Below are 26,295 nucleotides of genomic sequence, written 5' to 3'. Positions count from 1 at the left end.
TCGTCCTCGCTGAGTCGAAGAGACCGATCCACCAAAACAAGGATTGAAACGCATTGTACCGGAAAAATCATCTGCAAAAATAAAGGGTCGAAGAGACCGATCCACCAAAACAAGGATTGAAACCCGATTCTTCTGCAACGGCAACGATGTCATCTGTGCGTCGAAGAGACCGATCCACCAAAACAAGGATTGAAACTTGAGTATGGGCACCGCAACCGACGCTTCGTAATTGGTCGAAGAGACCGATCCACCAAAACAAGGATTGAAACTATACTCTAATACCAATATATAATTAAGGTTGATAAGTCGAAGAGACCGATCCACCAAAACAAGGATTGAAACTTGACTACGCCGGGTGGGTATCACGTGCGATGCTTGATGTCGAAGAGACCGATCCACCAAAACAAGGATTGAAACTAACGATAGTTTTGTTGATCTTTATGTAGGGAACTGGTCGAAGAGACCGATCCACCAAAACAAGGATTGAAACGCGGTCATCACTCAGCTTAGCTTCTTTCTCATTTTGGTCGAAGAGACCGATCCACCAAAACAAGGATTGAAACTCCATCAAACGAGGAGGAAGAGCAATGACCCTCAGGTCGAAGAGACCGATCCACCAAAACAAGGATTGAAACTCGGCGCTGGGCTGGCACTCGCAAAGCTACCGGTAAGTCGAAGAGACCGATCCACCAAAACAAGGATTGAAACTCATCTCATCCGCCGCGCAATTAGGCGGGTCCGCGGTCGAAGAGACCGATCCACCAAAACAAGGATTGAAACTCATAATAGTTCTGAATAGTCTGTTGGCATTTCCAAGTCGAAGAGACCGATCCACCAAAACAAGGATTGAAACCGTAGTAACAACCGCCACAGAAACTATGCTTGCCATGTCGAAGAGACCGATCCACCAAAACAAGGATTGAACCCCGCGATGATCATGAAGCTCACGGCGTAGATGAGTGCAGCGCCCATTACTGGCTTGGGCATGATCACAAAGATCGCGGCCAGTTTGGGAAAGAACGCGAGCGTGATCAGAATCCCACCGGCCGCAAAGGCGATTCGCCTGCTCGTTGCGCCCGTCCCGATCGAGAGCCCGATATTACTCGAGGAGGTTGACTGCCCCATCGTTCCTACGAGGCCTGCGGTGACCGCGCTCAGCCCGTCGGCAAGAATACCACCACCGATGTTCTTCATATCCGGGCGTTTCCAGTCGAGGTCGTTGATCTTCTGACACGTGGTGAGATCACCCACGCTCTTCAGCGTTGAGCAGGTGACGGCGATCAGGAACGGAGCAAGGAGGAGGAGATCGAATGACCAGCCAAAATACTCGAGCTCCGGCACGGCGATCACCGGTGCTTCGGTTATTTCACGAAGATCAACGGCGCCGAGTACGCCGAGTAGATATGAAGCGGCGTACCCGATGATCATACCTATAAGCAGGGGGTACAGTTTCAGTTTACCCTTGCTCCACACACTGGTGCCCAGCATAGCGCCCAGCGTAATGAAGGCTACGATAAGTTCAGCACGTTCAGTAACCGTGTCGGAGGCATCGAGTCCCATGAAATTCGTGATGGCAATCGGCACAACGGTGATACCAACCATTGCAACCACCGTGCCGGTCACCTCGGGTGGGAAGAGAACGCGGAGACGATGCATTGCACGTGAGAGGAACACCTCAAAGGTGCCAGCAATCAGGGTCATGCCAAAGAGTAGCGAGAGCCCGCCCGTTTTCGCCGCTAAGAGTGACGCAGAGAGATACGAGGGCCCGCAGACTGATGGACAGAGGTATCCAGATCCTATGCCCTTTCGATTCAGTGCCTGCAGGATCGTGCCCACACCGGCCGCAAAGAGCGCCATGCTGACCATGAACTCTGCCTGCACAGCTGAGCCACCGATTGCACGGACAATGACGACGGGGAAAATAAGTGAGATGGCAATGATGCAGATATGTTGCACCCCCAAGAGCAGGCTAGCAGACAGTGGCGGTACGTCATCAACCGCATAGATGAGTTCCGGTGGTTTCTTTGGCATGCTCCTTCACTCAGTCACTCATTCACGTCTTGCATGAAGGGTCACGTATATTTAAAGCGGGTGTAAACGCACAATGCATCACCATCCATACAGCCATCAACACCGCACGACCAGGGTCAGCACATTTTGGCCGTCCGTATACGCATACGAGATCGCATCCGTCACTTTCTTCATGAAGTAAATCCCGAGTCCGCCGATCTGCCGCTCTTCCAGGCTCGCTTCCAGATGAGGTGATGCCACGGTCATCGGATCGAATGGCTTGCCATTATCTTTGATCTCTACCGCAATGGTGCCATCGCGCCGTGAGCAACAGATCATGATCTTGTTCTCTTCGGCCGTTGCAGTAGCGTATCCGTACTTGATGATATTCGAGCACGCCTCGTCAACAGCCAGCTGGAGATGAAAGATCCTCTGCTCTTCCAGGCCGAATTCGCGAAGCACGGTCACTATAAATTTCCCGATTGGCTCGAGCTGTGCTAAATCAGCTTCGAACTCCTGCTCCACGTGATCACGCATCTTCTACTTCCCCCGCTTTCAAGACCATCACCGTGATGTCATCGAACTGCGGTGCTCCGCCGCAGAAGGCCACTACCTCGCTCTTTATCCGCTCCACGAGCGCGTCCGCTGTTAATCCGTGACACTCGGTAATGAGAGCAACCAGGCGCTCCTCACCAAACTGCTCCTCACGCTCGTTCACCGCCTCCGTTACACCATCGGTGTAGAAGACCACCGTGTCACCGCGGTCCAATTGCATCGTGCGCTCCTCCAGAGCGATCTCGTCGAGCGCGCCGAGCGCAATGCCACGGGCCTTAAGCAGAATGATGTCGCTGCTCAGCGCACGGAAGAGCGCCGGCGGGTTGTGGCCCGCGTTGACGTACGTCAGCGTTCGCGCCTTCAAGTCCAGGATCGCATAGAACAGGGTGACAAACATGCCCGATTTCGAATCCGCAGAGATACTACTGTTCGCCGCTTCGATCACCTCCGCAACGCTCGGATTACCGCGCGCTTTCGTCCGGACAACGGTACGCGAAAGCGCCATGAAGAGTGCCGCGGGCACGCCCTTACCGGAAACGTCCGCGATGGTGACCCCGATTTTGTCTTCCGCAATGGGTATGAAATCGTAGAAATCACCGCCCACTTCACGCGCGGGAAGATTCAGAGCCGCGAGCTCGAAGCCCTTCAATAGTGGTATCGCCTCAGGCAGGAAACTCTGCTGGATCTCGTGCGCGATCTTCAATTCCTGCCGCTTGCGCTCCAGCTCCGCATGGTAACGGTCACGTTCCTCAGCCGTCTCCCGCTCCCGGATCAGATTTGAGAGGACGAACGCGAAGAAGAACATGCCCACGGCATTCGCAAAGATCATGGGCACACTGACGTTCTCGATGAGGATGAGGGCCTCGTCAAAGGGGCGGGCAATGAGGAGCGCGAGCCCCATATGGAATGACTCCATGAGCACCGCGAAGGCCACGGCACCGGGCACACCGATGAATTCACCCTTACGCGCCATATAAATGAGCCCGCCGAAGACGCCAGCAAGCACCGTGGCGAGCGCGCAAGGTATGCACGTGAAGCCGCCGAGGAAATACCGGTGCACACCGCCGATCAGGCCTGCGCCTAACCCGATCACCGGCCCGCCAATCAAGCCCGCGATCATCGGGCCAAGATCCCGGACATTCGCGATCGCATCGAACAGCTGTATCCCTGAATACGTTCCAAAGATCGAGAACGCACCGAAGATGACGATCAGGAACGCCTGATTCCTGAGCGTGAACTTCTTATCCAGAATCTCCTGGAAATACGTGGTGCGGCTGACAATGTACGCGAAGACGAGGAGCACACAGATCTTCTCTGCCAGTGTCAGCAAGAGCCCGAAGATCGAGGACAGCATTTTTAGTTCCTTTCCTCGCGGAGGCACACGCCATCGCGCGTCCTTAGCCAGTTCGAGATGATGAGCGCGAAGATGAGCATGCCCAATGCATTCGCAAGCACCATCGGCATGCCGATCGTTTTGACAACCGCAACTGCGTCTGCATACGGCTTTGCGAGCACGAGGATCAGGCCCATATGGAGCGATTCCATGAGCGCTGCGAAGATCACCGCACCCAAAACGCCGATGAATTTACCGTCACGGCTCAGATAGATCATGCCGCCAAAGAGCCCTGCTAGTACCGTAGCCAGTGCGCAGGGAAGACCAGTAAGACCGCCCAGGAAATAGCGGTGCACGCCGCCGATTAAACCCGCACCGAGGCCGATTGCCGGCCCGCCAAGCAACCCCGCGATCATCGGGCCGAGATCACGCACATTTGCTATCGCGCCTGGTACTGGAATACCCGCGTAGGTGGCGAAAATAGCGAGGGCGCCGAAGACACCGATGAAGACCGCGCGATTGAGAAGCGTGAACTGATGCCGCAGAACCTTCTCGAGGTACCGTGTGTGCGTAACGAATAACGCGACCGCCACGATCACGAGCATGTTCACAACCAATCTCAAAGAGAGTTCAAGGACCGCATCTACCATATCCTTCGTGGTAAATAGGCTAATCAATTATTTAAGCACCACGCATTGCGCCGTTACGTTGTTACGGGTCCACCGTATCCGGGAGCGCGTGTCCGCTCTCATCCGTTCCGTCCAACCCGGCCTTGCAACCAGAACAGACGATGCGTGAGCACGCCACGTGGAAAATCGCCCTGTCTTCCTGCAAGCTTAGCACCGGTTCAAGAAGGCGAACGGGTATACCCGTGATTACCGCACGACAATATCTGCCCCCCATCACGGGCAATTGACTCGATAGGCGTTCTTTCGATAACCTCAAAGAAGTGCGCAGGTGCTGATAAAAAGAGGCCGGTGGGTGGACTACTACTCGCCCACGAGCATACCGTTGGGCGCGCGACTTCCTGGCGGTGGTGGATCCGCGTTCCGGCAAGGCGCTTGCTGAAGTGCTGCTTGTGCGCGCCCGGCAAATGGTGGACATCGAGTGCGGAGACGTTGACGGCGCTCAAGCCCGAGCAGGTGTACAGAGCAGCACCGGGGCAATGTGACGATCGAGAGCCATTACGAGCTGCGGATGCGCAAAGGACGCTTTAAATCGCCGCCTCGTCTGAGTTCGTGAGCAGAAACAGGATGGCGGGTAGTGAATACGGGTATTTCGCCTTTTAGTAAAAAGAAACCAGAGTCGGTAGAGCGCGCTAAAAAAAAACACCACTGAAATCGTGCTCACTTACCGCTCATGCACCAGTTTGCCATAAGATGCATGGTCAAAATGCATCCAATCGTGCACGGAGTTCCCCAACGCTGTGTATCCAGCGAGCTATCGGGGGAACTTCGGTGGGATCAATGCGCACGTCAATCACCGTCGGCTCGGCACGCTCGATAGCCTGCGGTAAGATCTCCGTAAGCTCGCCTGGACGTTCTATCCGGTAGCCCGCGGCGCCGAGCCCTCGCGCAACCGTTGCGAAATCCACTGCTTTAAACAAGGTGGATACCGTTTTATCGCCCAGACTGAAGCGCTGAATATCGTGCACGAGCCCCAATTTCGCGTTATTATGGACGAGCCAGATCACCGGGATATCATGGCTCACTGCCGTGGCGATCTCCATACCGTTCATCAGGAAGCAGCCGTCACCTACGATCGCCACAACCGGCCTATCAGGCGCAGCCAGCTTGCCGCCGATCGCCGCTGGTGTGGCGTACCCCATCGCGGCCAGTCCGAGCGCAAAAATGATGTTCGGCTTCTTTACCTGGAGATAATGTAGCGCCCAGCACGTGTGGTTGCCGGCGTCAACGAAGACGATGGCATCCTCAGGCAAGCAGTCCTGTAGCTCACGCATCAGCGCCTGCGGCTTTATCGGGACAGAATCCGAGAACATCTTCTCACGCTCGTAGAAGACGCCCACACGATCCTTAAAGCGGGCAACCTCCTCGATCGGACGCTCCTCCTTGGGGTCGTGTTTCTGTAACTCCCGCAGAACTCTGAACGAAATTTCATTGAGCACGGCACGGCAATCCCCGATCAGACCGAGGTCCGCCACATAATTCTTGCCGATTTCTGAGGGATCAATGTTTATATGGATCAAGCAGTCAGTCGGCTGGAGTTTCGGATCCCAGGAGAACGTTGCCACTTGATTCAGACTGGAGCCCGCCACGAGCAGCACATCCACACCTCCCAGCAGATACTCCTCGGCCGCGGGTGAGCCACTGAAGCCAAATACACCCAATGAGAGCGGATGATCTTCTGGAAATACGCCCTTCGCCTTGGGCGTCGTGGCGACGGGAATGTTGAGCAGTTCAGCTAATTCGAGCGCTTCCATGATCGCATCAGCCGCGATCACCCCGGCGCCCAAAAGCATCGCGGGCCTCTTTGCCCGCACCAGCTTTTCCGCAGCCTCGATTACTAGCTTGCGATCGAAGTAGTTCGAGTCCACGTGATACCGCTTTGCCGGCAGCAAGGTATCTTCGATCGTTTCTTCCATGATGTCCTTCGGATAGCTGAGGTGTACGGGGCCCCTCTTGCCGCTGAAGGCGATTCGAATAGCCTCGCGGAGCGTCTCAGGCATCTTCTGGCGGGAGAGGATCATCGTGCTGTACTTCGTGATCGGATCTAACATGGCAACAGAGTCAATACCCGCCTTCGTGGAGTCTTGAAACGCCCCTTTGCCATAGATACTCGTGGCTACCTGCCCGGTGATCACTAAGATCGGGACATTATCCATATACGCCGATGCCACGCCGGTGATGAGGTTGGTCGTTCCGGGTCCTGAAGTCGCATAGCAGACGCCGAGTTTGCGGCTCACCCGCGCGTAGCCATCGGCCATAAATGCCGCGCCTTCTTCGTGCTTTGCTAGAATCAGCTTGATGGCATCCTGCTTGTTAACGGCAGCGTAAAAGGGAAGCAGAGATAAACCCGGTACACCAAAGATATACTCGACGCCTTCACCCTCTAAGTACCGTAATAACAGTTCTGCAGTCGTTATCTTCATGCCGGGTCACGTGCCTGCAGCGGCGCATCTCTCTACCGCCTCTGCTTCGCGATCATAGATCCCAAAGAGTTGCGTAAAGCCCGCGATATCGAAGACCTCTTTCACGTAGGGTCGCAGGCATGCCAGACTCAGCTCGCCGTTGAGCTTACGCAAGCGCTTCAGTGCGGCAAGCATGACGCGCAAGCCTGAGCTGCTGATGTATTCTATTCCACATCCTCGAAGTTCACCACAATTCGTACGCAGCCCTCATCAATCAGGCCGGTGATGCTCTTCTCCACTTCGTTTGAGGAATACGCATCGAGCCGGCCACTCAGCGTTAGTATCTTCACCGTTCCCTTATCCTTTTCCTCAATCTCCATGGCTGAATCTCATCCGCACACGATGAACAAATCCGTTAATGTATGTGGTCGCCCCAATAATAAAAGCATTGCTTCCTCACTGGGGAGCGTGAAATACCTCACTGGCCTTCACCAGTTCTTCAGCGGGTATGGTGATCCCGAGCGTATCCGCTCGCTCGAGGTTGAACGCGACCTCGATCACCGCAGGATCCACAATAGGGATGATCGCAGGATCCTTGCCACCGATGATTTCGCCGCCAATGACACCGACGTAGAGCCCAGTCTTATAGCCAGACACGCCTACGGCAGCGAAGTAGCCGTCCTCTGCATGGAAGGTGAGCACGCCGAGTTCCGGGAGTTCGTTATGGTGCACGGTCCACTCAACCACCATCGGTGCCGGGACCACCTTTCCGTTTTCATCACGGAGCTGATGGTACGTGAGAATACCGAGGAGATCTGCTTCCGTCTGATACGCCGTCACGGTCTCCTGCCATTCTCGGAAGGTCCCTACCTGAAGTGGGCCGATGACCTGCAAGGGCGAGTCGTTAACCACGTCCAGGTACCGCTCCCTGAACGTGCTGACGACGAAGCTCGAGCTCGAACTGGAGTCGGCAAGGAGCACGATAGTACTCGCATTCGGGATGATTCTCTGAGCCAACGCGAAACCCTCGTAGTACGGGAACCGCTCGAGTGCGCCGGTGATAGGCCCGCCCGGGCGCTCCAAGCTGGTGATCGGCGCGTAAATCGTGGGATCCACGTTCACGCCGGAGAAGACAAAGGGGAGTCTCCGATCGGGATACCGCTCAGTGTACGCGACAGCGACGTACTTGAGCGCATTATCGTCATTCACGAAGACGATGTCCGGCTCGAACTCCTCGATGAGCGCAATCGCCGTCCTGGCGCGTTCTTCGATCTGCTCCGGCGTGGTGTAGCTGACTTTCGTGTCCATGTAAAAGGTCTTCAACGCATAGTCGCGATCAAGGATGTAGCCGTGCCGGCGTAAACCTTCGATGATGCCACGCTGGATATCCTGATCCCAACTCCATGCTTCGTCGTACGAATGGATGATGAGCACGCGCCGTGAAGGCGCCGTCCAAATAGGCTGCTCAAACTGTATCGTGCCGGGTGAGCCAGGGCTGACCGTGTATCGCGCCACCCGCACCCATTCGTAACCCTCGTGCACCCTCGCGATGGTCCAGAAGTCGTAATCGCCGAATGCACGATCACCCGCCTCATTGAGTGCCGTCCAGCCCGTTGCGCCGTAGTACGAATTGGCTGTTCGCACGAGCGCTTTCTTCAGGCCCGCGGCGTCGTCCGCATCGCCCGCCGCGATACACGCGAGCGTGGCGACCCAGAGCGCGTCGTAGGCCGTGAGCGCATCGATTTCAGGCGGTCTTCCGATACGCTCTTGAATCTGTACCAAGATAGGCCCTTCGTTGCGCCTGTAGAGCGAGCTAAAAATGCCGGTTTGGGCCGCGAACTCAGCAGCCGCAGGGGCGCTGACCAGTGCTTTGTTGAGTGCCGTGCCGTCGCTTCCATACCACCGCACGGAGTTCAGAAGCGGATAGTTCCGCGCTTCACAGAAGAGCGGCACGACTTCTTCAAATGCCAGGAGGTAAACTGCTACTGCATCCGTGTCGCCGTACTGCGCAATTGCGGCACTCATCAGGCCGTTCAGCCGCTCCAACTCGGTGGAGAACTGGGTGGCTTCGGGATTGTACCGCACGCCTTCAGCCGCCGTACCGCCGAAAGCCGCGAAGCTGCGCTTCGTCGCGTCCGCAAGATCATCGCCCCACACATCGCCCCGCCACACGGGTATCACGAGCTTGACGCCGTCGTTCCACATCAGCTGGGCGATTGCCTCAGCCTGGTGGGTATCATCAGGGACGAATCGGAAGATGTTATCGCCCGGAATAGCCAGGGAGGGCGCAGTACTGCCCGGGCTGATCAGCATGATGCTGTGATTGTCCGCGTAGGACTTGACCGCCTCGACTTCGAGGCTCGAATCAGGCCCGATCACGAGCTTTACGGTTCGCTGGTCCAACCGCTGAAGCTGCTCACGGGCAACTGTTGGATCAGTCGCGGTATCCACCACGAGCAAGCGCACTTTCGTCGGACTCTCAAGCTCTGCGAGATAATCGTTTATCTCATTCGCCGCGAGTTCCAGCGCGACACGCGTCGACTCGCCCGAGGAAGAGCGCGCGCCTGAAAGGGGCAGGAACGCGCCAATAACAAGCTCCCGTTCCCCGTGTGTCTCAATGGCAGGTACCACCGTTTCTCGCGCGAACCAGCCAGCAGCAAAGCAGCACACGAGCAAAAGGACCGCCACGACCGCGAGAACTTTGTGTGAGACTGCCATACAATCACACGAACGTTTCCGAGTATATAAACGGTGAACCTCTTGGGGGGTTGACAGCATATTGGGGGTTGAGGTAGCCGCCCGAATTTCGCCGAGCTCTTGTTGGAGTAAAACCGTGAGTCTCTGTGCGTATTTACTGGTCGATCGATTCCACCTGGATCGCTTGCGAAAAATCACCGCCGGCAAGCGCCATGCGTAACGCATCATCGAGACGGATGATCGCGTTTGGGTGGTTCACCGAAGTCCAATGCCAGTCGCCGTGTACCAGGCTACCCGAATGCTCACGGTCGTATCTGCATCGCTTTCTTTTCTGCTGCTTCCGCGGATTGGGCACGCTTCCCCGGTCTCTCGGAGATACTGGTGGATCTTGTTGTGCGGTACACGGTAACTACGCCGTCGGAGTTCGTAATAGAGGTGGCGAGCGCCCAGACGCGACTCTTCTCCCCCGGCCTCCTCGATTACTGCCTTCTGGTCAGGAGTCGGGTGGGTCTTCGGCCGCCTCTTTGAAGCCAATTTCGAATACTCCCCCGTCTTCACGATGCATCTTGATCAACTGCTGCATACGGCACTCCGTTACCCCATAGACCGCCGCAGCTTTCTTCACGGTGAAAAAGCCGGACCCTGCACGGATTATGAGCCATTTGATCTCCTCGTTCGTCAGTTTTACCATGCCATCCGAAGGCATGGTGTCGCGAAATAATACCTGTACTCTACAGAACCCGCAAAAAGCCGAAAGCTTTTTATAGCTCGTAGGAGCATGAGTATTCCGAGAGAAAAAGAAGGGGGAAAAGTCGCGTTGTGTTCGGAGGTGAAAAAATTCGACCCCTCCCTTTCCTCCCGGTAGTTAAGTATATGCTGCACGAGCATAAAAAGTTTTCAAAACGGCTTCTCGCACGTTCTTTTTACTGCTTATTACTAAATGATTCTCCATGTCGTCCCACTGAGTGACGTTCCTGATCCTTGTATGGTGCGCTTGAGAAGCGAGCATTATGAGATGAAAATCGGCTATCCCTGCCTCAACAGGACCATTGGCTGCAAAGCAGCGCGAACGTTCAGGCTCAAATCGTACTCAGAGGAGCGGGTGATTGACGCGGTTGCGAACAACCTCGACTGCCTCCAGAACATACTCGCGTTTAACGTCGAGCGCGATCTCCTGTTCTTTCGGATTACTTCCGACCTCGTGCCCTTTGCCTCCCACCGTGTCAATCAATTCGACTGGCAGCGCTATTTCACGTCGCAGTTCCGTACGATAGGGCGATTCATCAAGGCCCAGAACATCCGAATCTCCATGCACCCCGACCAGTTCACGCTCATCAATTCGATTGATGCAGAGGTCTTCGAGCGCAGCGTCCGGGAACTGCGCTACCATGCAGCCGTACTGGACCTCATGGGACTGGACAGGGCGGCAAAGATACAGCTCCATGTCGGCGGCGTGTACGGCGATAAACAAGCGAGCATGCAGCGGTTCGTCACGCGCTACGGCGAACTCGAAGACACTATAAGAAGACGACTGGTAATCGAGAATGACGATCGGCTTTACACGCTTGATGAGTGCCTTCAACTACATGAAGAAACCGGTATTCCGGTATTGTTCGATGTCTACCACCACGAGGTCAACAGTTCCGGCGCGTCGCTCAGGGAAGCAGTAAGCCGAATTACCGGGACGTGGAAGCACCGGGATGGTCTGCCGATGGTGGATTACAGCTCCCCGGCACCGAGCAGCCAGCGCAGGGGCAAGCACGCCGAAACCATCGATCTGCGCCACTTCCAGCAGTTCATCGAAGAAACAGCAGGGCTCGAGTTCGATCTCATGCTCGAGATCAAGGACAAGGAAGCGAGCGCATTACAAGCGGTTACGGTGCTGAAACAGCTCGAAAGAATCTGATGACGCCCGCAAGTCGAGGCGGTCAAGTTGATCTGTGCTACAGATGAGCTTAACAATTGAAAGAGCAGAAAGTACATTGTTGGCGCACGAAGCGAAGCAGGAGCACATTAGATGGAAGGGCCTTCGGTATGGGCGGTTGCTGAGAAGCTGGCAGGGTTCAAAGGTAAGAAGGTAACAGCTGTCTCAGGGAACGCCAAAATTGAGAAAGATGGTTTCGTCGACGCAACCATTGAGAACATCTTCCCGCGAGGTAAGAACCTCTTCCTCCAGTTCGCTGATGCCGCACTCAAGATACACTTCCTCATGTACGGCAGCTATCGGATCAACGAGGCGCGTGAAGGCAAGGAACCGCGACTTGCACTGGTCTTCGACAACGAGCAGCTCAATTTCTATAACTGCTCCGTGCGCATCGTTCCTACTGAGCAGATCGACGCGCAGTTCGATGAAGAGCTCGATATCGTCTCCGGCAACTGGAATGTTCGGAAGGTGATCGCGCGTGCCGCCGAGCGGAAGGATGCTTATATCTGCGATGTGCTGCTCGATCAGGAGGTCTTTGCGGGTGTGGGCAACATCATCAAGAACGAGGCGCTCTTTATGGCGAAACTCCATCCGCTGAGCGTCGTGGGAGGTATCCCGCACGAGAAGCTGATCGATGTTACCTTCAAAGCACGGGCGTTCTCGCAGCTCTTTCATACCGTGCGGCGGAACGAGGAGCAGTTGCAGCCGTTTCTTACCCTCTATCGGAAAAAGTGCTGCCCGCTTTGCCAGGGAACGGTGGTGCTGGAGCGAACGGGCGATAGCGCGCGCATAAGCTTCTTCTGCCCCTCCTGTCAGGTACTGTATACCGCGTAGCATCGCCCCGTACGTACTACGTGTCGCACCTGCTTCTCTTCTCCTACGGCTCGTCGACGATGAAGCCCTGGATAACGGTTTTTATATGAGGACGAACATATTGAGCATTGGAGGCTCGAACTTATATGGCAGCCACGGCAAAATTCTGGCGATGGCAGGAATCGCGCTATAACTTAGAGGGCACGCACTGCACCAACTGCGGGAGTTACTACTTCCCGCCACGACTGGTCTGCCCGCAGTGCCGGCGCAAGGGGAGCATTGAGCCGTATAAATTCAAGGGCACGGGTGAGATCGTGACCTTCTCCACGGTCTATCAAGCGCCACGAAACCAGAACCGTCAGACACCTTATACCCTCGCGATCATCCAGCTCGATGAGGGCACGCGTATGCTCTCGGAGATCATCTGTGATCCTGAAACGATCCATATTGGCATGCGTGTGCGTGCGGTGTTCAGGAAACTGGGTGAGGAGGGTGAGCGCGGCATCATTTACTACGGGACGAAGTTCGTGCCCGCTTGATTGAGTAATCGAATGAGGTACGATTCGTAAACCGAAGCAACGCTTCCAGCTTCATGCGCGCGGACGATTAGTCAGCGACTATCGTCTTTGCGAGCCGAGGTTTAATTTCTCCTCAGCTATGTACATGAGTTCACCGCCTGCGCGCAAAATGGCACCTTTCTCTGGATTGAGCGTCATCCTGCTATCGCGCACAAGCCCCACGGGTATGGTCTCATATCGCTCTTTGAGCCGTGTGAGGATCTCAAAAACGTCTTACCTTCGAACTCCGTAGGGATGCGCTCCTGATGCAGATCCATCCCCCGGACGCCCAGCATCTCGTTCAAAAAGCTCGAGAGCTCCGGCACAAAAACAGATCGTGAGAGGAGCAGGCCGAAGAACTCATCGGCCGATAAGGTCTGCTCCACGCCCGTCTTCTTCATCGCTTGCGCAACTTTCGGGTCCGAAACAATGCAGGTGGTATGCATAGTGGTCTTGAGTTTTTCCACCGCGATAGCTGAGAGCAATGTCTCGGTCTCATCCTTCCCGGAGATCAGTGCGAAGGCCGCCTTCTCTACATTCGCCCGCTTCAGATTCTCGTCTTCACTCGGGTCGCCCTTAATGAAGATGAGCTTCTCATGCACCAGGGGAATATCAGCAACGTCGGCGACTACGACCACCTCCCTACCTGTAGCCAGTAATTCCTTGACCGCGATCTCCAGCTTGTTGTCCCAGCCACAGACGATGACATGCCCCTCCATGAAAGATCTGATGCGATGCCGCCTTTTTAAACTTGTTTCGATCAGGATGTCCGTAAAGCTCGCCAAGAGCAACCCTAAGATGCCAATACCACTGAGCATCACGGCAATTGAAGCGATTTTACCGATAGCGGTCCGCGCAACGATATCGCCATAGCCTACCGTGGTCGTGGTGGTAACACTCCAGTAAAACGCGTCGAAGAGCGAGACGTGCTCGCAGAGATGGAACAGGAGTGTGGCCACGATCCATAACGCGGCAAGATAGATGCCAGCATAAATCAAGGTGCGTCGCTCTCGGACGCGCCACGAGATGGTCCTGAGAAACCGAATCAACAGGTGAAACATGGTACGTGATACTTTATCTGTGGTAGACTGGAAGCAGGCGTGATCTGAGGCACCTCACTCTGCAGGCACAGGACCTCTAGGAAAACATTCCCTTCTGCAGTAAATAAGCTAGCCTGCATGATGTTGCACGGTTGCTTGCAGACAGGCTCGAGCTCGTCCTGGTAAATGACCGATAAACAGGTTAGCGTTGCTGGTAACGGTGCTGCAGAAGCGGAAGGTATAGAAAGTATCTTATTGCCGGCACCCTTTTTGTATTTGCTGGTGTAAGGAGTGAACAGGTGATATGCAAGAACCGGAATTTAAAGCCCTGGTTGCCAAATTTGAGGACGCTGAGAAGGCGTTTAAAGAGCTCCGACCGCCGTTTGAGGCGATGAAGCAGGCGTTTCAGGACTTGCTGAAGCCGTTCAAAGAAGCGGAGCGGGTATTTGAGGAGCGGATCAAGCCCATCGGCGAGGAAGAGAAGCGCTTTAAGGACTGGATAACGCCTTCGGAAGAGACAGAACGCGTCTTCAAAGAGCTCCTCAAACCGTTTGACGATGCAAAGGATGCATTTGAATCGTGGATCACGCCGCTCGAAGAGGGGAACGAATTGCTCCGGCGCGCCTTTGAGCGGATAACGGAAGGCGAGGAACTGATGCGGGCCGCCTTCGATAAACTCGAAAAGGCGTCTGAAAAGCAGAAAAAGTGAGTGTAGACGGTGATCTGTAAACCCGTGGTGTTGACGGGTGTTTCACATGCTGCCGGCGCGGCTCGTTCGTTAGTGGAACATCTCCCGCAATTTGACGACTGCCTCGCGACCCTTGAACGTGGGCGTTGTTATCGTGATCTTGCCCGTCCGCTGAACCAGCTCAAACAGTTTTTTATCTCGCGTCTGCAGCAGGTGGATTACTTCGTCGTACGCACCAGTCAAGTTAATGTCCGGCTTAGGGTGTAATCCAGGAGATAAAACGACCGAGCCATCCTTCTGGAAGATGAAGTGATAGCATTCCTTCTCGGTCTGGATATTGAAGAAGATGGGTGTCATCGCCCGGTACAAAAGTGTCTTTATCTTTGCTGACTTCGAGTCACCACGCATCTCTGCTCGCCCTTTACGTTCCGCTTCGATACCAAGCTCCCTGAGCGAGTTGTACATACTATGTTCTCCTCATGTGGAACGCTCATAAGAAAGTTGCGATGCTGTGTGTAGTATCACGCAGACTCGAGGACCGAGAAGAAATCGTCCGGGTTATGGACCGTTGCTCGTTCGCGTTATGCCAGTCAGTTTCGCCAGTGCTGCTCTGATAAAGGCTGGGAGATCACCGGGATACCGGCTCGAAACGAGGTTGCCATCCTCAACGACCGCTTGATCGAGATATTCCGCACCGGCGTTCTTGATGTCCTGGATGATCGACTTCCAGCCGGTTATCCTCCGGCCCTGGAGCACCTGCGCGGTAATGAGCAGTTGGGGTGCATGGCAGATGGATAAGATCAGTTTATCGCTCTCCACAAACGCTTTCACAAACTGTACCGCGTCATCATCGACCCGGAGTTTATCGGGCGAATAGCCGCCGGGAATGAAAAGTGCGTCGAACTCATTCACGGAAACATCTTTAACTGCTTTATCAATTGTTACGGGCGTTTCTGCCTTCTTGCCTCTGACCGTTTTACCCGCCTGTAAGCCCACGTGAACCAGCTCATGCCCCGCTTTGATAAACGCTGCGGCGGGCTTCGTGTACTCCACATCCTCAAACAGATCGGTAATGAGAACCACGATTTTACTCATTTACTCGCTCCCCACTTACCCTTTAATTTAAGAGAGAATGCGCTCGTTCAAACGCACACGTGTCTAAAGAAGATACCGTTTTGGAACTCCATTACGCCCACCAGTTATATCTCCTTGCGCTCATATTTAAACCTATACTCTGCTCAGCCCGGCGGCGCTCGAATCATGGTTGGCTGGCCGGAGTGCGCGTTCACTTCTGATAACTCCCCGGAGGGAGTGGGAGCGTAAACGTAGTAGGTGTGGCGAAAGCGTTTTATTTAAATTCCACGTTCGCCATCATCTCGCTTCGCCTGTACCCACTTACAGACTCGATCTTCAATACTGTACAGGTTAAGTAAGGAATACTATAGAGGATTTTGAAAAACACCCTTACTAGCAACATCACATAATTTTAAATATATTAAAACATATATTTACTATCATGAAAAGTTTTGTTGATCTTGGTTTGAACGAGGCGTATAAGCGGGTGGCACAACTTGGCGATAAACTTGCGGAAATTGAATCGTTGTTTGATTGGGAAGCGTTCCGTCCGATAGTGGCTGAGCTGTACGATAACAAGAGCGAACGAGGCGGTCGACCGAATACCGACGAAGTGCTGATGATCAAGCTACTGGTGCTTCAGCAGTGGCACGGGCTCGCCGATCCCGAACTGGAGAAGCAGGTCGCAGATCGGCTCTCGTTCAGGAAGTTCCTCAGGTTCTTCCACACTATTCCGGATTTTACGACCGTCTGGCGGTTTCGAGAGCGCTTGGCCGAGACCGGCAGAGATCAAGCGATCTGGGCGGAGCTCCAGCGGCAGCTTGATGCGCTCGGCCTGCAGGTGCGAAAAGGCGTGGTACAGGACGCGACGTTTATCACCGCGGATCCTGGGCACGCGAAGGCTGATACGCCACGCGGCGATGAGGCGAAGACGCGGCGGAGTGCCGACGGTACGTGGGCGAAGAAGGGCAACAAATCTCATTTTGGCTATAAACTCCACACCAAGGTTGATACAGACTTTGGTCTCTTACGAGAGCTCGAAACGACCACGGCGTCGGTCCATGACAGCCAGATAGACCTCTCCAACGAGGGCGAGGTCGCCTATCGCGATAAGGGGTATCAGGGTGCGGGATGCAAGGGCTATTCCGCGACGATGAAACGCGGTGCTCGGGAACATCCTATCGGCATCCTGGATACATTGCGAAATCGCCGCATCAGCAAAAAGAGAGCTCCTGGTGAGCGGCACTATGCCGTAATCAAGAGAGTTTTCAAAGCCGGACACGTGCTGGTTACCACAGTCGAGCGGGTCCATGTGAAGATGATCTTCACTGGTCTTAGCTTCAATCTGTACCAGTTATGCACGCTCAAGAGGCAGGGAGCAGTTTAGGGTAGCGTGAGCTATCGAGAAAAAGCGAGAAAGCGAGGAAAATAACGTCTAAACGGCGTAAAAACCCCCAAAATAGAACCAAAAAAGATGAAAAACCCGGGGAAAAAATTTGGATGGCTTTAGATACACTTAATCAAAATCCTCGATAGAAGCTCGGAGACCCGTTATCAAAATAGTGTTTAAAGAGAGCATACGCCTGAGAACGCCCGAATTCAGGTGGCTATTCCCTGTGCCTTGAAGGGTTAAGGGTATACCGCTCTCTTGTTCGCCTTCTGATTTCTTGGCCCAGAGTCGCCATCTTTGAGGGTTGTAAAGGCTGTGGAACCGAAGTCAACGTATTACCATAAATGTTCTGTGCCAGCCCCCGGAACATACGGGCAATGTCGCTCTCAGGTGCATATTCAATGACCGTTTTGCCTGCAATCTCGGCCTCGGCGATCTCACGTGCGTTGGGAATGTGCCCGATAACGTATGACCCGATCGAATCGGCGAAATCGTGGACTACCGTGTGGTCGTCAAGCATGCCTCTCACGTTATAAACGAGACCACCCAATGGCGATCCGCCTTTTGTGGCAAACTCTCTAATACCCTCACAAATTGCGTTCGCAGCGTAAAGAGCAAGATAATCCGCGGATGTGACAATGTAAACCTCGTCAGCCAGACCCTTTCTCAAGGGCATGGCAAAACCGCCACATACAACGTCCCCGGGTACGTCATAGATCACCACGTCAGGTTTAAGTTCCGCAAAGATATTCAGCCTCGTTAGCAAGTCGATAGCAACAATGACGCCTCGCCCCGCGCATCCAACGCCCGGTCGTGGCCCCCCGCATTCGGCACAAAAGACGCCACCATAACCTCTGTAGATGATCTCCTCGAGTCTGATCCTATGTTCCTTTACGAGCCCTTCAAGGCCTAACTGCTCTATACCGTGATCTCGTGAAGTTTCCAGAATAGTCGGGATTTCCACCATTCCCCGCAAGTTCCGCGTGCAGTCATGCTTCGGATCGCAACCGATCATTACCACCGCACAACCATGCTCAGCCAATGCCGCGGCAATGTTGGAGCTAACGGTCGATTTCCCGACGCCACCTTTACCATAAAAAGCTACTTGCCTCATGTTGCTCTGCTCATCGACTGAATCCGTTTAACTCTGCTTTCATATTCTGTTTCAGCATCAGTTAAAGTTCATCCCGGGCAGACAGAAGAGCAACCTTACTCTGGTGTCGGCATCACGCTTCACTACCTGCGCTTAACCCGCTCGCAGGAGGTTGAGCAGCGTTTTAAGACCATTCGAGGTTCACCGCATTCCGCTTTCCTTCAACTTCGATGCACTCGTCCACGGGCACGAAGATCCGTCCCGTTACCGTTTCTTTAATGCGATGCAACGTACATATGCGATGCGCTCACCCAGGCGGGCGCTGGATGATGCTCGACCCGCCGGCATACCGGTACCTTGCAGGACGTTATCACTGGTATGCTTTCCCCCGTCATTGTTAGTCTCAACCTGCTCGTGATCCACGCTCTGCGGACAACATTTTCTTGCTTATAGCTCAACCAATCACAAATCACGACTAAAGTCCTTTTCTCAATATCTTTCATCAAACATACTACTAGTAGTGGTGATGAGGACATACCTAAGCGCGATAAAGGGAGAAGCGATTTCACCGCCCATAAAGGACAGAAAGCGGAAAGGGCAATGGAAACGACAGAACGAGAAATGAACATCCCACGGGTGGTAATTGCAGGGGACCGAAGCTCTGCAGGTAAGACCACCATTTGTATAGGGCTTTTGAGCGCTTTGCGAGAGCGTGAGCTTGAGGTGCAGGCATTCAAGGTCGGATTGGACTATATCGATCCTGGCTTTCATACATTGGTCTCTGGTAGAGCGTCAAGAAATCTGGACGGGTTTTTGATGACGCCTTCGGTGCTAAAAGAGATAGTTGAGAGAAGCAGTCGGGGTGCGGATATAGCAATAATAGAAGGAGTACGGGGACTGTATGAAGGGTTAAATTATAACGACGATGTCGGAAGCACTGCGCAGATAGCAAAGACGCTACACTGCCCGGTTATACTCGTGATTGATGCAGCCAGCATTACGAGGAGTGTTGCAGCGGTAGTTAACGGTTATAAGAACTTTGATCCTGAAGTACAGATCGCAGGAGTTATTCTAAACAATATTGGAAGCGCGAGACACGGTGACAAAGCGCAGAAAGCGGTGGAGCGATATAGTGGTACACAGGTTATCGGTAAGATACCGCGTAATAGCGGACTCAGGATCTCGATGCGCCATCTCGGATTGATTACCGCTACGGAATGCAAAGCAAGATGGAGCGATTTCAGCAGTATTTTGGATAACATTAAAGTATCAGTAGAGCAGAACGTAGATCTTAACACGCTTCTCGCGATTGCCGCATCAGCACGTCCCCTAACGGTGCAGGAGTCAACGATCTTTACGGTGGATGGACGTGAAGGCACAGGTGTTAAGATTGCGGTAGCTTTTGACGAGGCGTTCAATTTTTATTATCAGGATAATCTGGATTTACTCGCGCTGGCAGGTGCAGACCTCGTTTATTTTAGCCCTATCAGTGATAGTAAGCTTCCAGAGGGTGTGGATGCCCTTTATATTGGCGGCGGTTTCCCTGAGTTGTATGCAAAGCAGCTATCCGCGAACACACAGATGCTCGAGTCTGTAAAAAGCTTTTACGAGCATTATGGTGTTCTTTACGCCGAATGTGGGGGCTTGATGTATCTGATGGAAGAACTCGAGTACCAGGGAGACCGCTTTAAGCTCTGCGGTGTTTTAAACGGCTCGGTTACATTCGGAGATAAGCGAGTCGTTAACTATGTGGTCGGTGAGATTCAGAAAGATTGTATCCTTGGCGTGAAAGGCTGCAGGTTTAAAGGGCATGAATTCCACCATGCAGAACTAGAGCTTGACGACTCGAGTGAGTTTGCATATAAATTGCTCAGGGGCGAGGGTATACGGGATGGCATGGATGGTATTATATCAAAGAACTGCCTCGCTTCTTTTGTTCATCTCCATGCCGCATCATATACCGAATTCGCTAAAAATCTGGTGAGTATCGCACGCACCGCGCATAACAAGCCCGCAATAGAACCGTAAAGACGAACGGTTAGGAACGAGATAGGTGGCGTTTTGTGGGGCTTAATCAAACAGGTTTTTTCCTCATTTCCCAGGATGCAGGATCAGCTTCTCTCTGATGCGAACCACATCGCCAATCACAGTAACGGCCGGTGGCTTCACTCCCGCTTTCGCAGCGACTTCTGCGATCGTGCCCAGCGTTCCGCGAACGATCCGCGCATCTTCGGTGAAGCCCTTCTCCATAATCGCTACGGGCGTCTCTACCGGCATCCCGTATCGTAAGAGTTTCTCAACATTGGTATCCATGGTTCCTACGCCCATCAATATAACCAGCGTACCCTTTAACTTCGCTAAAGCCTGCCAATCAAGCTCCTCGTTCTTCTCTTCCATTTCATGTCCTGTGATCATAGTCACAGAAGAAGAGACACCGCGGTACGTGAGTGGGATGGAGAACAGGCCTGGAACAGCGATTGCGGATGTTATTCCCGGCACTACTTCAAACTCAACACCCTTTTCTGTGAGATACGTGGCCTCTTCGCCACCCCTGCCAAAGATGTACGGATCACCACCTTTCAATCGCACAATCATCTCGTATTGCTTTGATAGATCCACGAGAAGGTCGTTTATCGCATCCTGCGTGTATTTGTGCGCACTCGCAGTTTTACCAATATCAATAACCCGTTTACCCAGAGGTATCAGCTCTTTCACACCGAGCACGAGACGATCAACCAAGATCACATCAGCTTCTTGTATGAGCCGGTAAGCCTTCAAACTCAGCAGTTCGGGATCTCCAGGCCCTGAGCCAACCAGATATACTTTGCCCATTTCATATGTAATTAATTCCTATAAAAATTAAAATACAACGGTCTTCAGGGACGATGAACTCGGAGAGGCTTTTTGTACTGGCCCGGGATTGTATGCCCGGTGGTGTTAGCAGTCCTGTGCGGGCTTATGATCCGTATCCGTTTTTTACACGGCATGCACGGGGCTCACGGATCTATGATGTGGACGGCAAGGATTACATCGACTACTGCTTAGCCTACGGGCCGCTCATTTTGGGCCATGGCAACGAACTAGTAAGGACTGCCGTGAACGAACAGCTCCAAAGCGGCTGGTTGTACGGTACGCCGCACGAGAAGGAGATAGCGCTTGCGAGGAAGATAAAAGCCCATTTTCCTTCAATTGAACAGGTCAGATTTGTCAATACGGGAAGCGAAGCGACGATGGCCGGGATACGGCTAGCACGAGCCTTTACGGGCCGCGATAAAATCGTCAAAATCGAGGGCGGGTTCCATGGTGCTCATGACGCCGTTCTGGTCAAAGCGGGTTCGGGAGCAACCACCTTGGGCATTCCTGATTCGAAAGGCATTCCGAAGGAGTCCGTACGAAACACGCTTCAAGTTCCGTTCAATGATTCCACGGCGCTCATTACGCTGCTGGCGCAGAATTCCGACGAGATCGCTGCGGTCATTCTCGAGCCCGTGATGGGCAATGTGGGACCAATCCCACCGGAAAAGGGGTATTTGCGCGAGATGCGGAAGATAACGAAGGAGAACGACATCTTACTCATTCTTGACGAGGTGATCACCGGGTTCAGGCTCGCATTGGGCGGTGCCCAGGAATTCTATGGGGTAGATGCGGATATAACCATTTTAGGCAAGATTGTTGGCGGCGGGTTCCCGATCGGCCTCTTCGGAAGTACACGAGAGATCATGGAGCTTATAGCTCCTTCAGGGCTAGTATATCAGGCGGGAACGTTCAATGGCAATCCTGTCTCCCTTACCGCGGGTTTAAAAACGATCGAAATACTCGAGCAGGCAGCAGTGCTGGGTCGAATAAATGCACAGGGAGAACAGATACGTGCGGCGTTACGCGAGATAGTGCGTGATTTGGGCGTTAAGGGATATGTATCTGGTGTGGGCTCGATGTTCAAGATATACTTCAGCTCGGAAGGGCGCCCTGTGAGGAATTATACCGATGCTTTAGGTTGTGACAGGAATAGATATATGGACCTATTCCATGCGATGCTCTCTTCTGGTATTTTTTTGCCCCCCTCGCAATTCGAGACGAATTTCATCAGTGGCGCGCATACCGATGAGGACATTGAGAGCACGATAGAGGCGTATAAGGCACATCTGGCTACGGTTTAGCTACCTGGAGAGAGACTCGTTCGCTTCTTTGATACGCGCCCCACTCCTGCGATCGTTTTTTAAAGATGAGAACGTAAAGATACCACTGTAGAGACTCGAAGGCGGTGTATCAGAGTGAAAAAAGCGAAGCTCGCAGCTTTTCGGCCTGAAAATTTACTCTCGCGCACAACCGAACTCGCAGCGCAGCACGACTTCGACTTCTTCGGGTTCCCCCTATTCGAGCTCGTGGGCAGGGAAGAAGCGCTGGATGAGCTAGAAGCCGTCTTCAAAGACGGGTTTGACATTCTCGTCTTCACCAGTGTGAACGGCGTCAGAAGATCGTTCGAACTCTGCGCGGATAAATTTGATTTAAAGCAAAGCCTGGAGGCTGCCAATGCAGATCTCTGTGCTATCGGGCCCGTCACGCGCGACGAGCTGGTTAAGATAGGCTTGCACGTGCATTTAATGCCCGCAGCTTACAGCACCGAAGGGCTCAAAGAGTTATTTAATGCACGTGGTGTAAAGGGTACAAGGGTCGTATTCCTCCGGAGTTCCGCGGGAAATAAGGAGATAACAGACTATTTGAGACGCGCAGGAGCTATTGTTACGGATATAGTTGTTTATGCGCCGAAGAAGAAGGCTATAGAGGATCTAAAGGTATATTTTGATGAATTGGTCAACTATAAGCCCGATTATATTATATTTACAAGTTCAATGACCTTCGAAATCTTCTTTGAAATTGCCGAGGAGCTGCATTTAATAGCGATGCTCTTTGAACACGCTAAAATAGCCGCTATTGGTGAACTAACCGCCGAGACCATTGCTGGTAAAGGCTTACAAGTCGATTTGGTCGCGGAAAAGAGCACTTTAGAAGATCTTCTGCACGGATTACAGATTCCGCTAAAGAGCGCGTTGTAAATCCCCCCCTAGCGCGGTAATGATTGAGCGGCATCCTTTGCGAAATACGTGATGATCAAATCCGCTCCCGCTCTTTTTATCGCGGTTAAGCATTCCATGATCACGTCTTCACGGTTCAAATACCCCAGCTCTGATGCCGCCGCGAGCATCGAATACTCGCCACTAACATTGTATGCCGCAAGGGGAACATCGAATCGTGCACGCACCCGAGCAATTATGTCCAGATAAAAGAGTGCTGGCTTCACCATCACGATGTCAGCGCCCTCGCCTATGTCGAGTTCCACTTCCCTCAAAGCTTCTCGCGCATTAGAGAAGTGCATCTGATAGCCGCTCCGGTCACCGAATTGATAGCCGGAGTCCGCAGCCTCTCTGAAGGGGCCGTATAACGCGGAATTGTACTTTGCCGCATACGACATGATGGTGGTGTCCAAGAAGCCCTCGCGGTCAAGCTGCTCCCGTATCGCCTTGACCATCCCATCCATCATCCCTGATGGTGCAACCATATCCGCACCTGCTTCTGCTTGACTCACGGCGATTTTACCTAAGAGCTCCAGGGTTGGGTCGTTCATTACTCGTGCATGCTCTATAAGGCCACAATGTCCGTGACTGGTATACTCACAGAGACACAAATCGGTGATAACAATGACATCCTCAACCACCTGTTTTATCGCCGTTACAGCTCTCGGTATAACGCCGTCCTTGTTGTACGCTTCACTACCAATCGAATCCTTTCTTTTGGGGAGACCAAACAATAATACTGATTTAATCCCCAGCGAACGAGCCTCAAAAACTTCCTCTACTGCACCTTCTAGTGAGTATCTATATTGACCTGGCATAGTATGAATTAGTCTTTTACTTGTCCCTTCCAGGTTCTCGTCAATAAACAGTGGGAGAATGAGGTCATCTTTAGAAATCCGCGTCTCTCTTAGCAATTTCAGTTCTCTTAAACGTCTCATTCTTGTGTTTGGAAACATCTCGATCATCTTCACGCCCATCCACGGTTGAACTCGTCATCGATCTCTTTCTTTTGCACCCTTTTGTTCTCATCGGCATGAGTTCGTCCCGGTCTTGCAAACTCCCGCTCGAGCTGCACGGTAAACGCATTGATGAAATTAACATCCGTACAATTACGCAATAGTTTGGTCGTGGTGTGAAGCGTTTTGGCTAAAAGAGCATGCGAGAACCGTTCCAAGACCTCGTTCTGATCTCTTCCCAATTCTAAATACCGACGTGCTCTCTTCTCTTCTTCCTCCCGTATTTGATGGCCCTGTTTATACAGCATGGCGATAAGTATTTCGGCGTTCTGGCGATTCAGCATATATTGAAAGTTTTCCATCTCGTCTTCAATAATGCGTTCAACGTTACCCACCTCAGAAAGCCTTCTCTTCAGGTTTTCTTCGCTTACCTCGTATAAATTGTCAAGACAATACAGCTTAATTCCCTCGAGTTCGCCAACTCGTTCCTCCACATCCCTTGGATTGGCAATATCTATAATAGTCAGCTCGTTACCGCTTTTCCGAAACGCCATTACTCGCGCCATCGATGCGTAATCCAGGATATAATGTGGTGCTGAGGTGGTGCAGATAGCGATATCACAAGCAGCGAGGTGCTTCTCTTTTTCACTCAGTTTAACTGCGTCACAGCCGAGTTCTTCTGAAAGCTTCTTAGCCTTTTCATAGGTGCGATTCGCAATGAACATGGCTTTCAGGGCTTTTTCATGGATTGATTTTGCCACGAGCGTGCCCATATCGCCTGCACCAATAACCAGGATGCGCTTCCCGTTCAAGCCACCACTGACAACCTCTGCCAATTCCACCGCGGCAGAGCCGATAGAAACCGAGCCTTCGTTTATCCTTGTCTCGCTCCTCGCCCGTTTCGCAGCTTTTATCGCGCGTTCAAACGTCATATCGAGAAGAAAGTCGGTTTTCCCTGCTTTCCGGCTATCATGATAGCATTTCCTTATCTGTCCCAGGATCTGATCTTCACCCACGATTAGCGCCTCGAGACCGCAAGATACCCGCATGAGATGCTTCACGGCATCTTTACCCACGAAAATTGCGCCCTTTTTCAAATGCAACTGGTTAGCCACATCCTCCAGAATCGCGCGCGGATACTCGGTGGCTATATAAGCCTCCACGCGATTGCACGTCGTTATAACCGCATAGCCATCCACGCGCGAATCCTCAACGAATGTTTCCGGAGTCAATCGATCAGATGCTACTTCGAGTTCTTCGACAGTACACGTTTTATGCGAAAGACTGAGGGCACCGATTCTATGCATATCTCTCCTCTATTATCTTTAAAATACGCTCTTTGGCCACATCAGGAGGCGCAGCAAGTGCAGCCCAGCAATCGGAATCGTTCAAAACATCGGTTAAAATCGCTCTCCTGCTCTCGCTATCGCTCAGCTTATCTTTAAACTGCTCTCTGAGATAGTTCTGGACATACAGCATCTTTTCCTCTTCATCACGCAGTAATGCTGAAATCTTCTCTCGCATATACCGTGCCATTGCAGGGGCTTTACCCCCTGTTGAGATAGAGATAATCAGTTCACCTCGTTTAATCACTGAGGACATAAACGTGTCCCCTCGGTCACTGTAATTGATGAGCGCGTCGCAGGTCCTCACCTCGCGAAAGATATGCTTATTGAGTGTTTCGTCATGGGTGCAGATGAGAATTAAAAATGCGCCTTCCACAAGCGCTCTCAAGTCTTGATCCCACAAATCGCACTGAAAACAGTGAACGGTTCTCGCCGCACAGAGCTCTTCGATACGCGCTGTAAAATCGAGACTGTAAATGTCCACAGTCAACGCCCCCTGCTTTGTGTCCCCACTCAGCTCCAATATCTGACCGATTTTCCTCTCCGCGACACTACCGCCCCCGAATACAATTATTCTTTTATCAGAAAGATCGAGGTAAAGAGGGAGCATGATGTTCTCATAGCGCATCCATCTTTTTAAAGGTTGCGGTTTCCTTATC

22 protein-coding genes, 2 pseudogenes and 1 CRISPR repeat array are annotated in these 26,295 nt (G+C 52.7%); of the genes and pseudogenes, 8 read left to right on the top strand and 16 right to left on the bottom strand.

What is annotated here, in order from left to right; all coding sequences use genetic code 11:
- Positions 1 to 13 precede the first annotated feature (13 nt).
- Positions 14 to 926: a CRISPR direct-repeat array (repeat unit 37 nt; unit sequence GTCGAAGAGACCGATCCACCAAAACAAGGATTGAAAC).
- A gap of 55 nt (positions 927 to 981) precedes the next feature.
- The 8 genes and pseudogenes from ENN68_09105 to ENN68_09070 form a co-directional block, all read right to left on the bottom strand.
- Positions 982 to 2,031, bottom strand: a pseudogene (locus tag ENN68_09105) (xanthine permease).
- Positions 2,032 to 2,127: 96 nt separating this feature from the next.
- Complete coding sequence (locus ENN68_09100; GenBank protein HDS46219.1) at positions 2,128 to 2,547, bottom strand: ATP-binding protein; 420 nt, start codon at positions 2,545 to 2,547, stop codon at positions 2,128 to 2,130.
- Positions 2,540 to 3,919, bottom strand: coding sequence for a stage II sporulation protein E (locus tag ENN68_09095; protein HDS46218.1), 1,380 nt, complete (start codon positions 3,917 to 3,919; stop codon positions 2,540 to 2,542). Before ENN68_09095 ends, ENN68_09100 begins: the two co-directional genes overlap by 8 nt.
- A 2-nt stretch (positions 3,920 to 3,921) precedes the next feature.
- On the bottom strand, positions 3,922 to 4,548 hold the full coding sequence (locus ENN68_09090; protein HDS46217.1) for a hypothetical protein: 627 nt from the start codon (positions 4,546 to 4,548) through the stop codon (positions 3,922 to 3,924).
- 737 nt (positions 4,549 to 5,285) lie between these two features.
- Positions 5,286 to 7,007, bottom strand: a complete 1,722-nt coding sequence (locus tag ENN68_09085) for a thiamine pyrophosphate-binding protein (GenBank protein ID HDS46216.1) — start codon at positions 7,005 to 7,007, stop codon at positions 5,286 to 5,288.
- A 6-nt stretch (positions 7,008 to 7,013) separates the two neighbouring features.
- Positions 7,014 to 7,366 (bottom strand): annotated as a pseudogene (locus ENN68_09080) (anti-sigma factor antagonist).
- Between the two features lie 76 nt (positions 7,367 to 7,442).
- Positions 7,443 to 9,911, bottom strand: a complete 2,469-nt coding sequence (locus tag ENN68_09075) for a hypothetical protein (protein HDS46215.1) — start codon at positions 9,909 to 9,911, stop codon at positions 7,443 to 7,445.
- 265 nt (positions 9,912 to 10,176) lie between these two features.
- Entirely contained in the window at positions 10,177 to 10,374 is a 198-nt protein-coding gene (locus tag ENN68_09070; GenBank protein HDS46214.1) for a hypothetical protein, read from the bottom strand.
- 324 nt (positions 10,375 to 10,698) lie between these two features.
- On the opposite strand from ENN68_09070, the gene uvsE reads away from it, so the two are divergent.
- The 3 genes from uvsE (at position 10,699) to ENN68_09055 (ending at position 12,959) form a co-directional block, all read left to right on the top strand.
- Positions 10,699 to 11,589, top strand: a complete 891-nt coding sequence (gene uvsE / locus ENN68_09065) for a UV DNA damage repair endonuclease UvsE (GenBank protein ID HDS46213.1) — start codon at positions 10,699 to 10,701, stop codon at positions 11,587 to 11,589.
- Between the two features lie 111 nt (positions 11,590 to 11,700).
- The gene (locus ENN68_09060; GenBank protein HDS46212.1) at positions 11,701 to 12,441 is read left to right on the top strand and encodes a hypothetical protein; all 741 of its coding nucleotides are present in this window, start codon (positions 11,701 to 11,703) and stop codon (positions 12,439 to 12,441) included.
- A 125-nt stretch (positions 12,442 to 12,566) separates the two neighbouring features.
- Positions 12,567 to 12,959: a Zn-ribbon domain-containing OB-fold protein gene (locus ENN68_09055; protein ID HDS46211.1), complete on the top strand. Its 393-nt coding sequence runs from the start codon at positions 12,567 to 12,569 to the stop codon at positions 12,957 to 12,959.
- 173 nt (positions 12,960 to 13,132) lie between these two features.
- Here ENN68_09055 and ENN68_09050 read toward each other — a convergent pair whose 3' ends face one another.
- On the bottom strand, positions 13,133 to 14,038 hold the full coding sequence (locus tag ENN68_09050; GenBank protein ID HDS46210.1) for a potassium channel protein: 906 nt from the start codon (positions 14,036 to 14,038) through the stop codon (positions 13,133 to 13,135).
- Positions 14,039 to 14,321: 283 nt separating this feature from the next.
- On the opposite strand from ENN68_09050, the gene ENN68_09045 reads away from it, so the two are divergent.
- A complete protein-coding gene (locus tag ENN68_09045) occupies positions 14,322 to 14,726 on the top strand; it encodes a hypothetical protein (GenBank protein HDS46209.1) in 405 nt (134 codons plus the stop codon).
- 69 nt (positions 14,727 to 14,795) lie between these two features.
- Here the strand turns inward: ENN68_09045 and ENN68_09040 are convergent, their stop codons facing one another.
- Together ENN68_09040 and ENN68_09035 are read right to left on the bottom strand one after the other, a co-directional pair.
- On the bottom strand, positions 14,796 to 15,170 hold the full coding sequence (locus ENN68_09040) for a hypothetical protein (protein HDS46208.1): 375 nt from the start codon (positions 15,168 to 15,170) through the stop codon (positions 14,796 to 14,798).
- 93 nt (positions 15,171 to 15,263) lie between these two features.
- Positions 15,264 to 15,800, bottom strand: a complete 537-nt coding sequence (locus tag ENN68_09035; protein HDS46207.1) for a type 1 glutamine amidotransferase — start codon at positions 15,798 to 15,800, stop codon at positions 15,264 to 15,266.
- A 421-nt stretch (positions 15,801 to 16,221) separates the two neighbouring features.
- Between ENN68_09035 and ENN68_09030 the strand changes: the two genes are divergently transcribed.
- Positions 16,222 to 17,166, top strand: coding sequence for an IS5 family transposase (locus ENN68_09030; protein ID HDS46206.1), 945 nt, complete (start codon positions 16,222 to 16,224; stop codon positions 17,164 to 17,166).
- Positions 17,167 to 17,386: 220 nt separating this feature from the next.
- Here ENN68_09030 and ENN68_09025 read toward each other — a convergent pair whose 3' ends face one another.
- Entirely contained in the window at positions 17,387 to 18,283 is an 897-nt protein-coding gene (locus ENN68_09025; GenBank protein ID HDS46205.1) for a nitrogenase iron protein, read from the bottom strand.
- Between the two features lie 600 nt (positions 18,284 to 18,883).
- Here ENN68_09025 and cfbB point away from each other — a divergent pair.
- Positions 18,884 to 20,290, top strand: coding sequence for a Ni-sirohydrochlorin a,c-diamide synthase (cfbB, locus tag ENN68_09020; GenBank protein HDS46204.1), 1,407 nt, complete (start codon positions 18,884 to 18,886; stop codon positions 20,288 to 20,290).
- A 63-nt stretch (positions 20,291 to 20,353) separates the two neighbouring features.
- Here the strand turns inward: cfbB and cobA are convergent, their stop codons facing one another.
- Entirely contained in the window at positions 20,354 to 21,106 is a 753-nt protein-coding gene (gene cobA / locus ENN68_09015; GenBank protein ID HDS46203.1) for a uroporphyrinogen-III C-methyltransferase, read from the bottom strand.
- A gap of 41 nt (positions 21,107 to 21,147) precedes the next feature.
- Here cobA and hemL point away from each other — a divergent pair, with 41 nt between their 5' ends.
- Both hemL and ENN68_09005 read left to right on the top strand, forming a co-directional pair.
- Entirely contained in the window at positions 21,148 to 22,419 is a 1,272-nt protein-coding gene (hemL, locus tag ENN68_09010; GenBank protein HDS46202.1) for a glutamate-1-semialdehyde-2,1-aminomutase, read from the top strand.
- Between the two features lie 108 nt (positions 22,420 to 22,527).
- A complete protein-coding gene (locus tag ENN68_09005) occupies positions 22,528 to 23,316 on the top strand; it encodes a uroporphyrinogen-III synthase (protein HDS46201.1) in 789 nt (262 codons plus the stop codon).
- A gap of 8 nt (positions 23,317 to 23,324) precedes the next feature.
- Here the strand turns inward: ENN68_09005 and hemB are convergent, their stop codons facing one another.
- From hemB to ENN68_08990, 3 genes are read right to left on the bottom strand one after another with little or no spacing between them, the layout of a single operon-like run.
- On the bottom strand, positions 23,325 to 24,290 hold the full coding sequence (gene hemB, locus ENN68_09000; GenBank protein HDS46200.1) for a porphobilinogen synthase: 966 nt from the start codon (positions 24,288 to 24,290) through the stop codon (positions 23,325 to 23,327).
- A gap of 11 nt (positions 24,291 to 24,301) precedes the next feature.
- Positions 24,302 to 25,597: a glutamyl-tRNA reductase gene (locus ENN68_08995; protein ID HDS46199.1), complete on the bottom strand. Its 1,296-nt coding sequence runs from the start codon at positions 25,595 to 25,597 to the stop codon at positions 24,302 to 24,304.
- Positions 25,590 to 26,264, bottom strand: a complete 675-nt coding sequence (locus ENN68_08990; GenBank protein ID HDS46198.1) for a bifunctional precorrin-2 dehydrogenase/sirohydrochlorin ferrochelatase — start codon at positions 26,262 to 26,264, stop codon at positions 25,590 to 25,592. The genes ENN68_08995 and ENN68_08990 overlap by 8 nt, the downstream gene beginning before the upstream one ends.
- Positions 26,265 to 26,295 lie beyond the last annotated feature (31 nt).

It is taken from the genome of Methanomicrobia archaeon (assembly GCA_011049045.1).
Taxonomy (GTDB): domain Archaea; phylum Halobacteriota; class Syntropharchaeia; order Alkanophagales; family Methanospirareceae; genus JACGMN01.
This window is presented reverse-complemented; position numbering and strand designations above follow the sequence as displayed.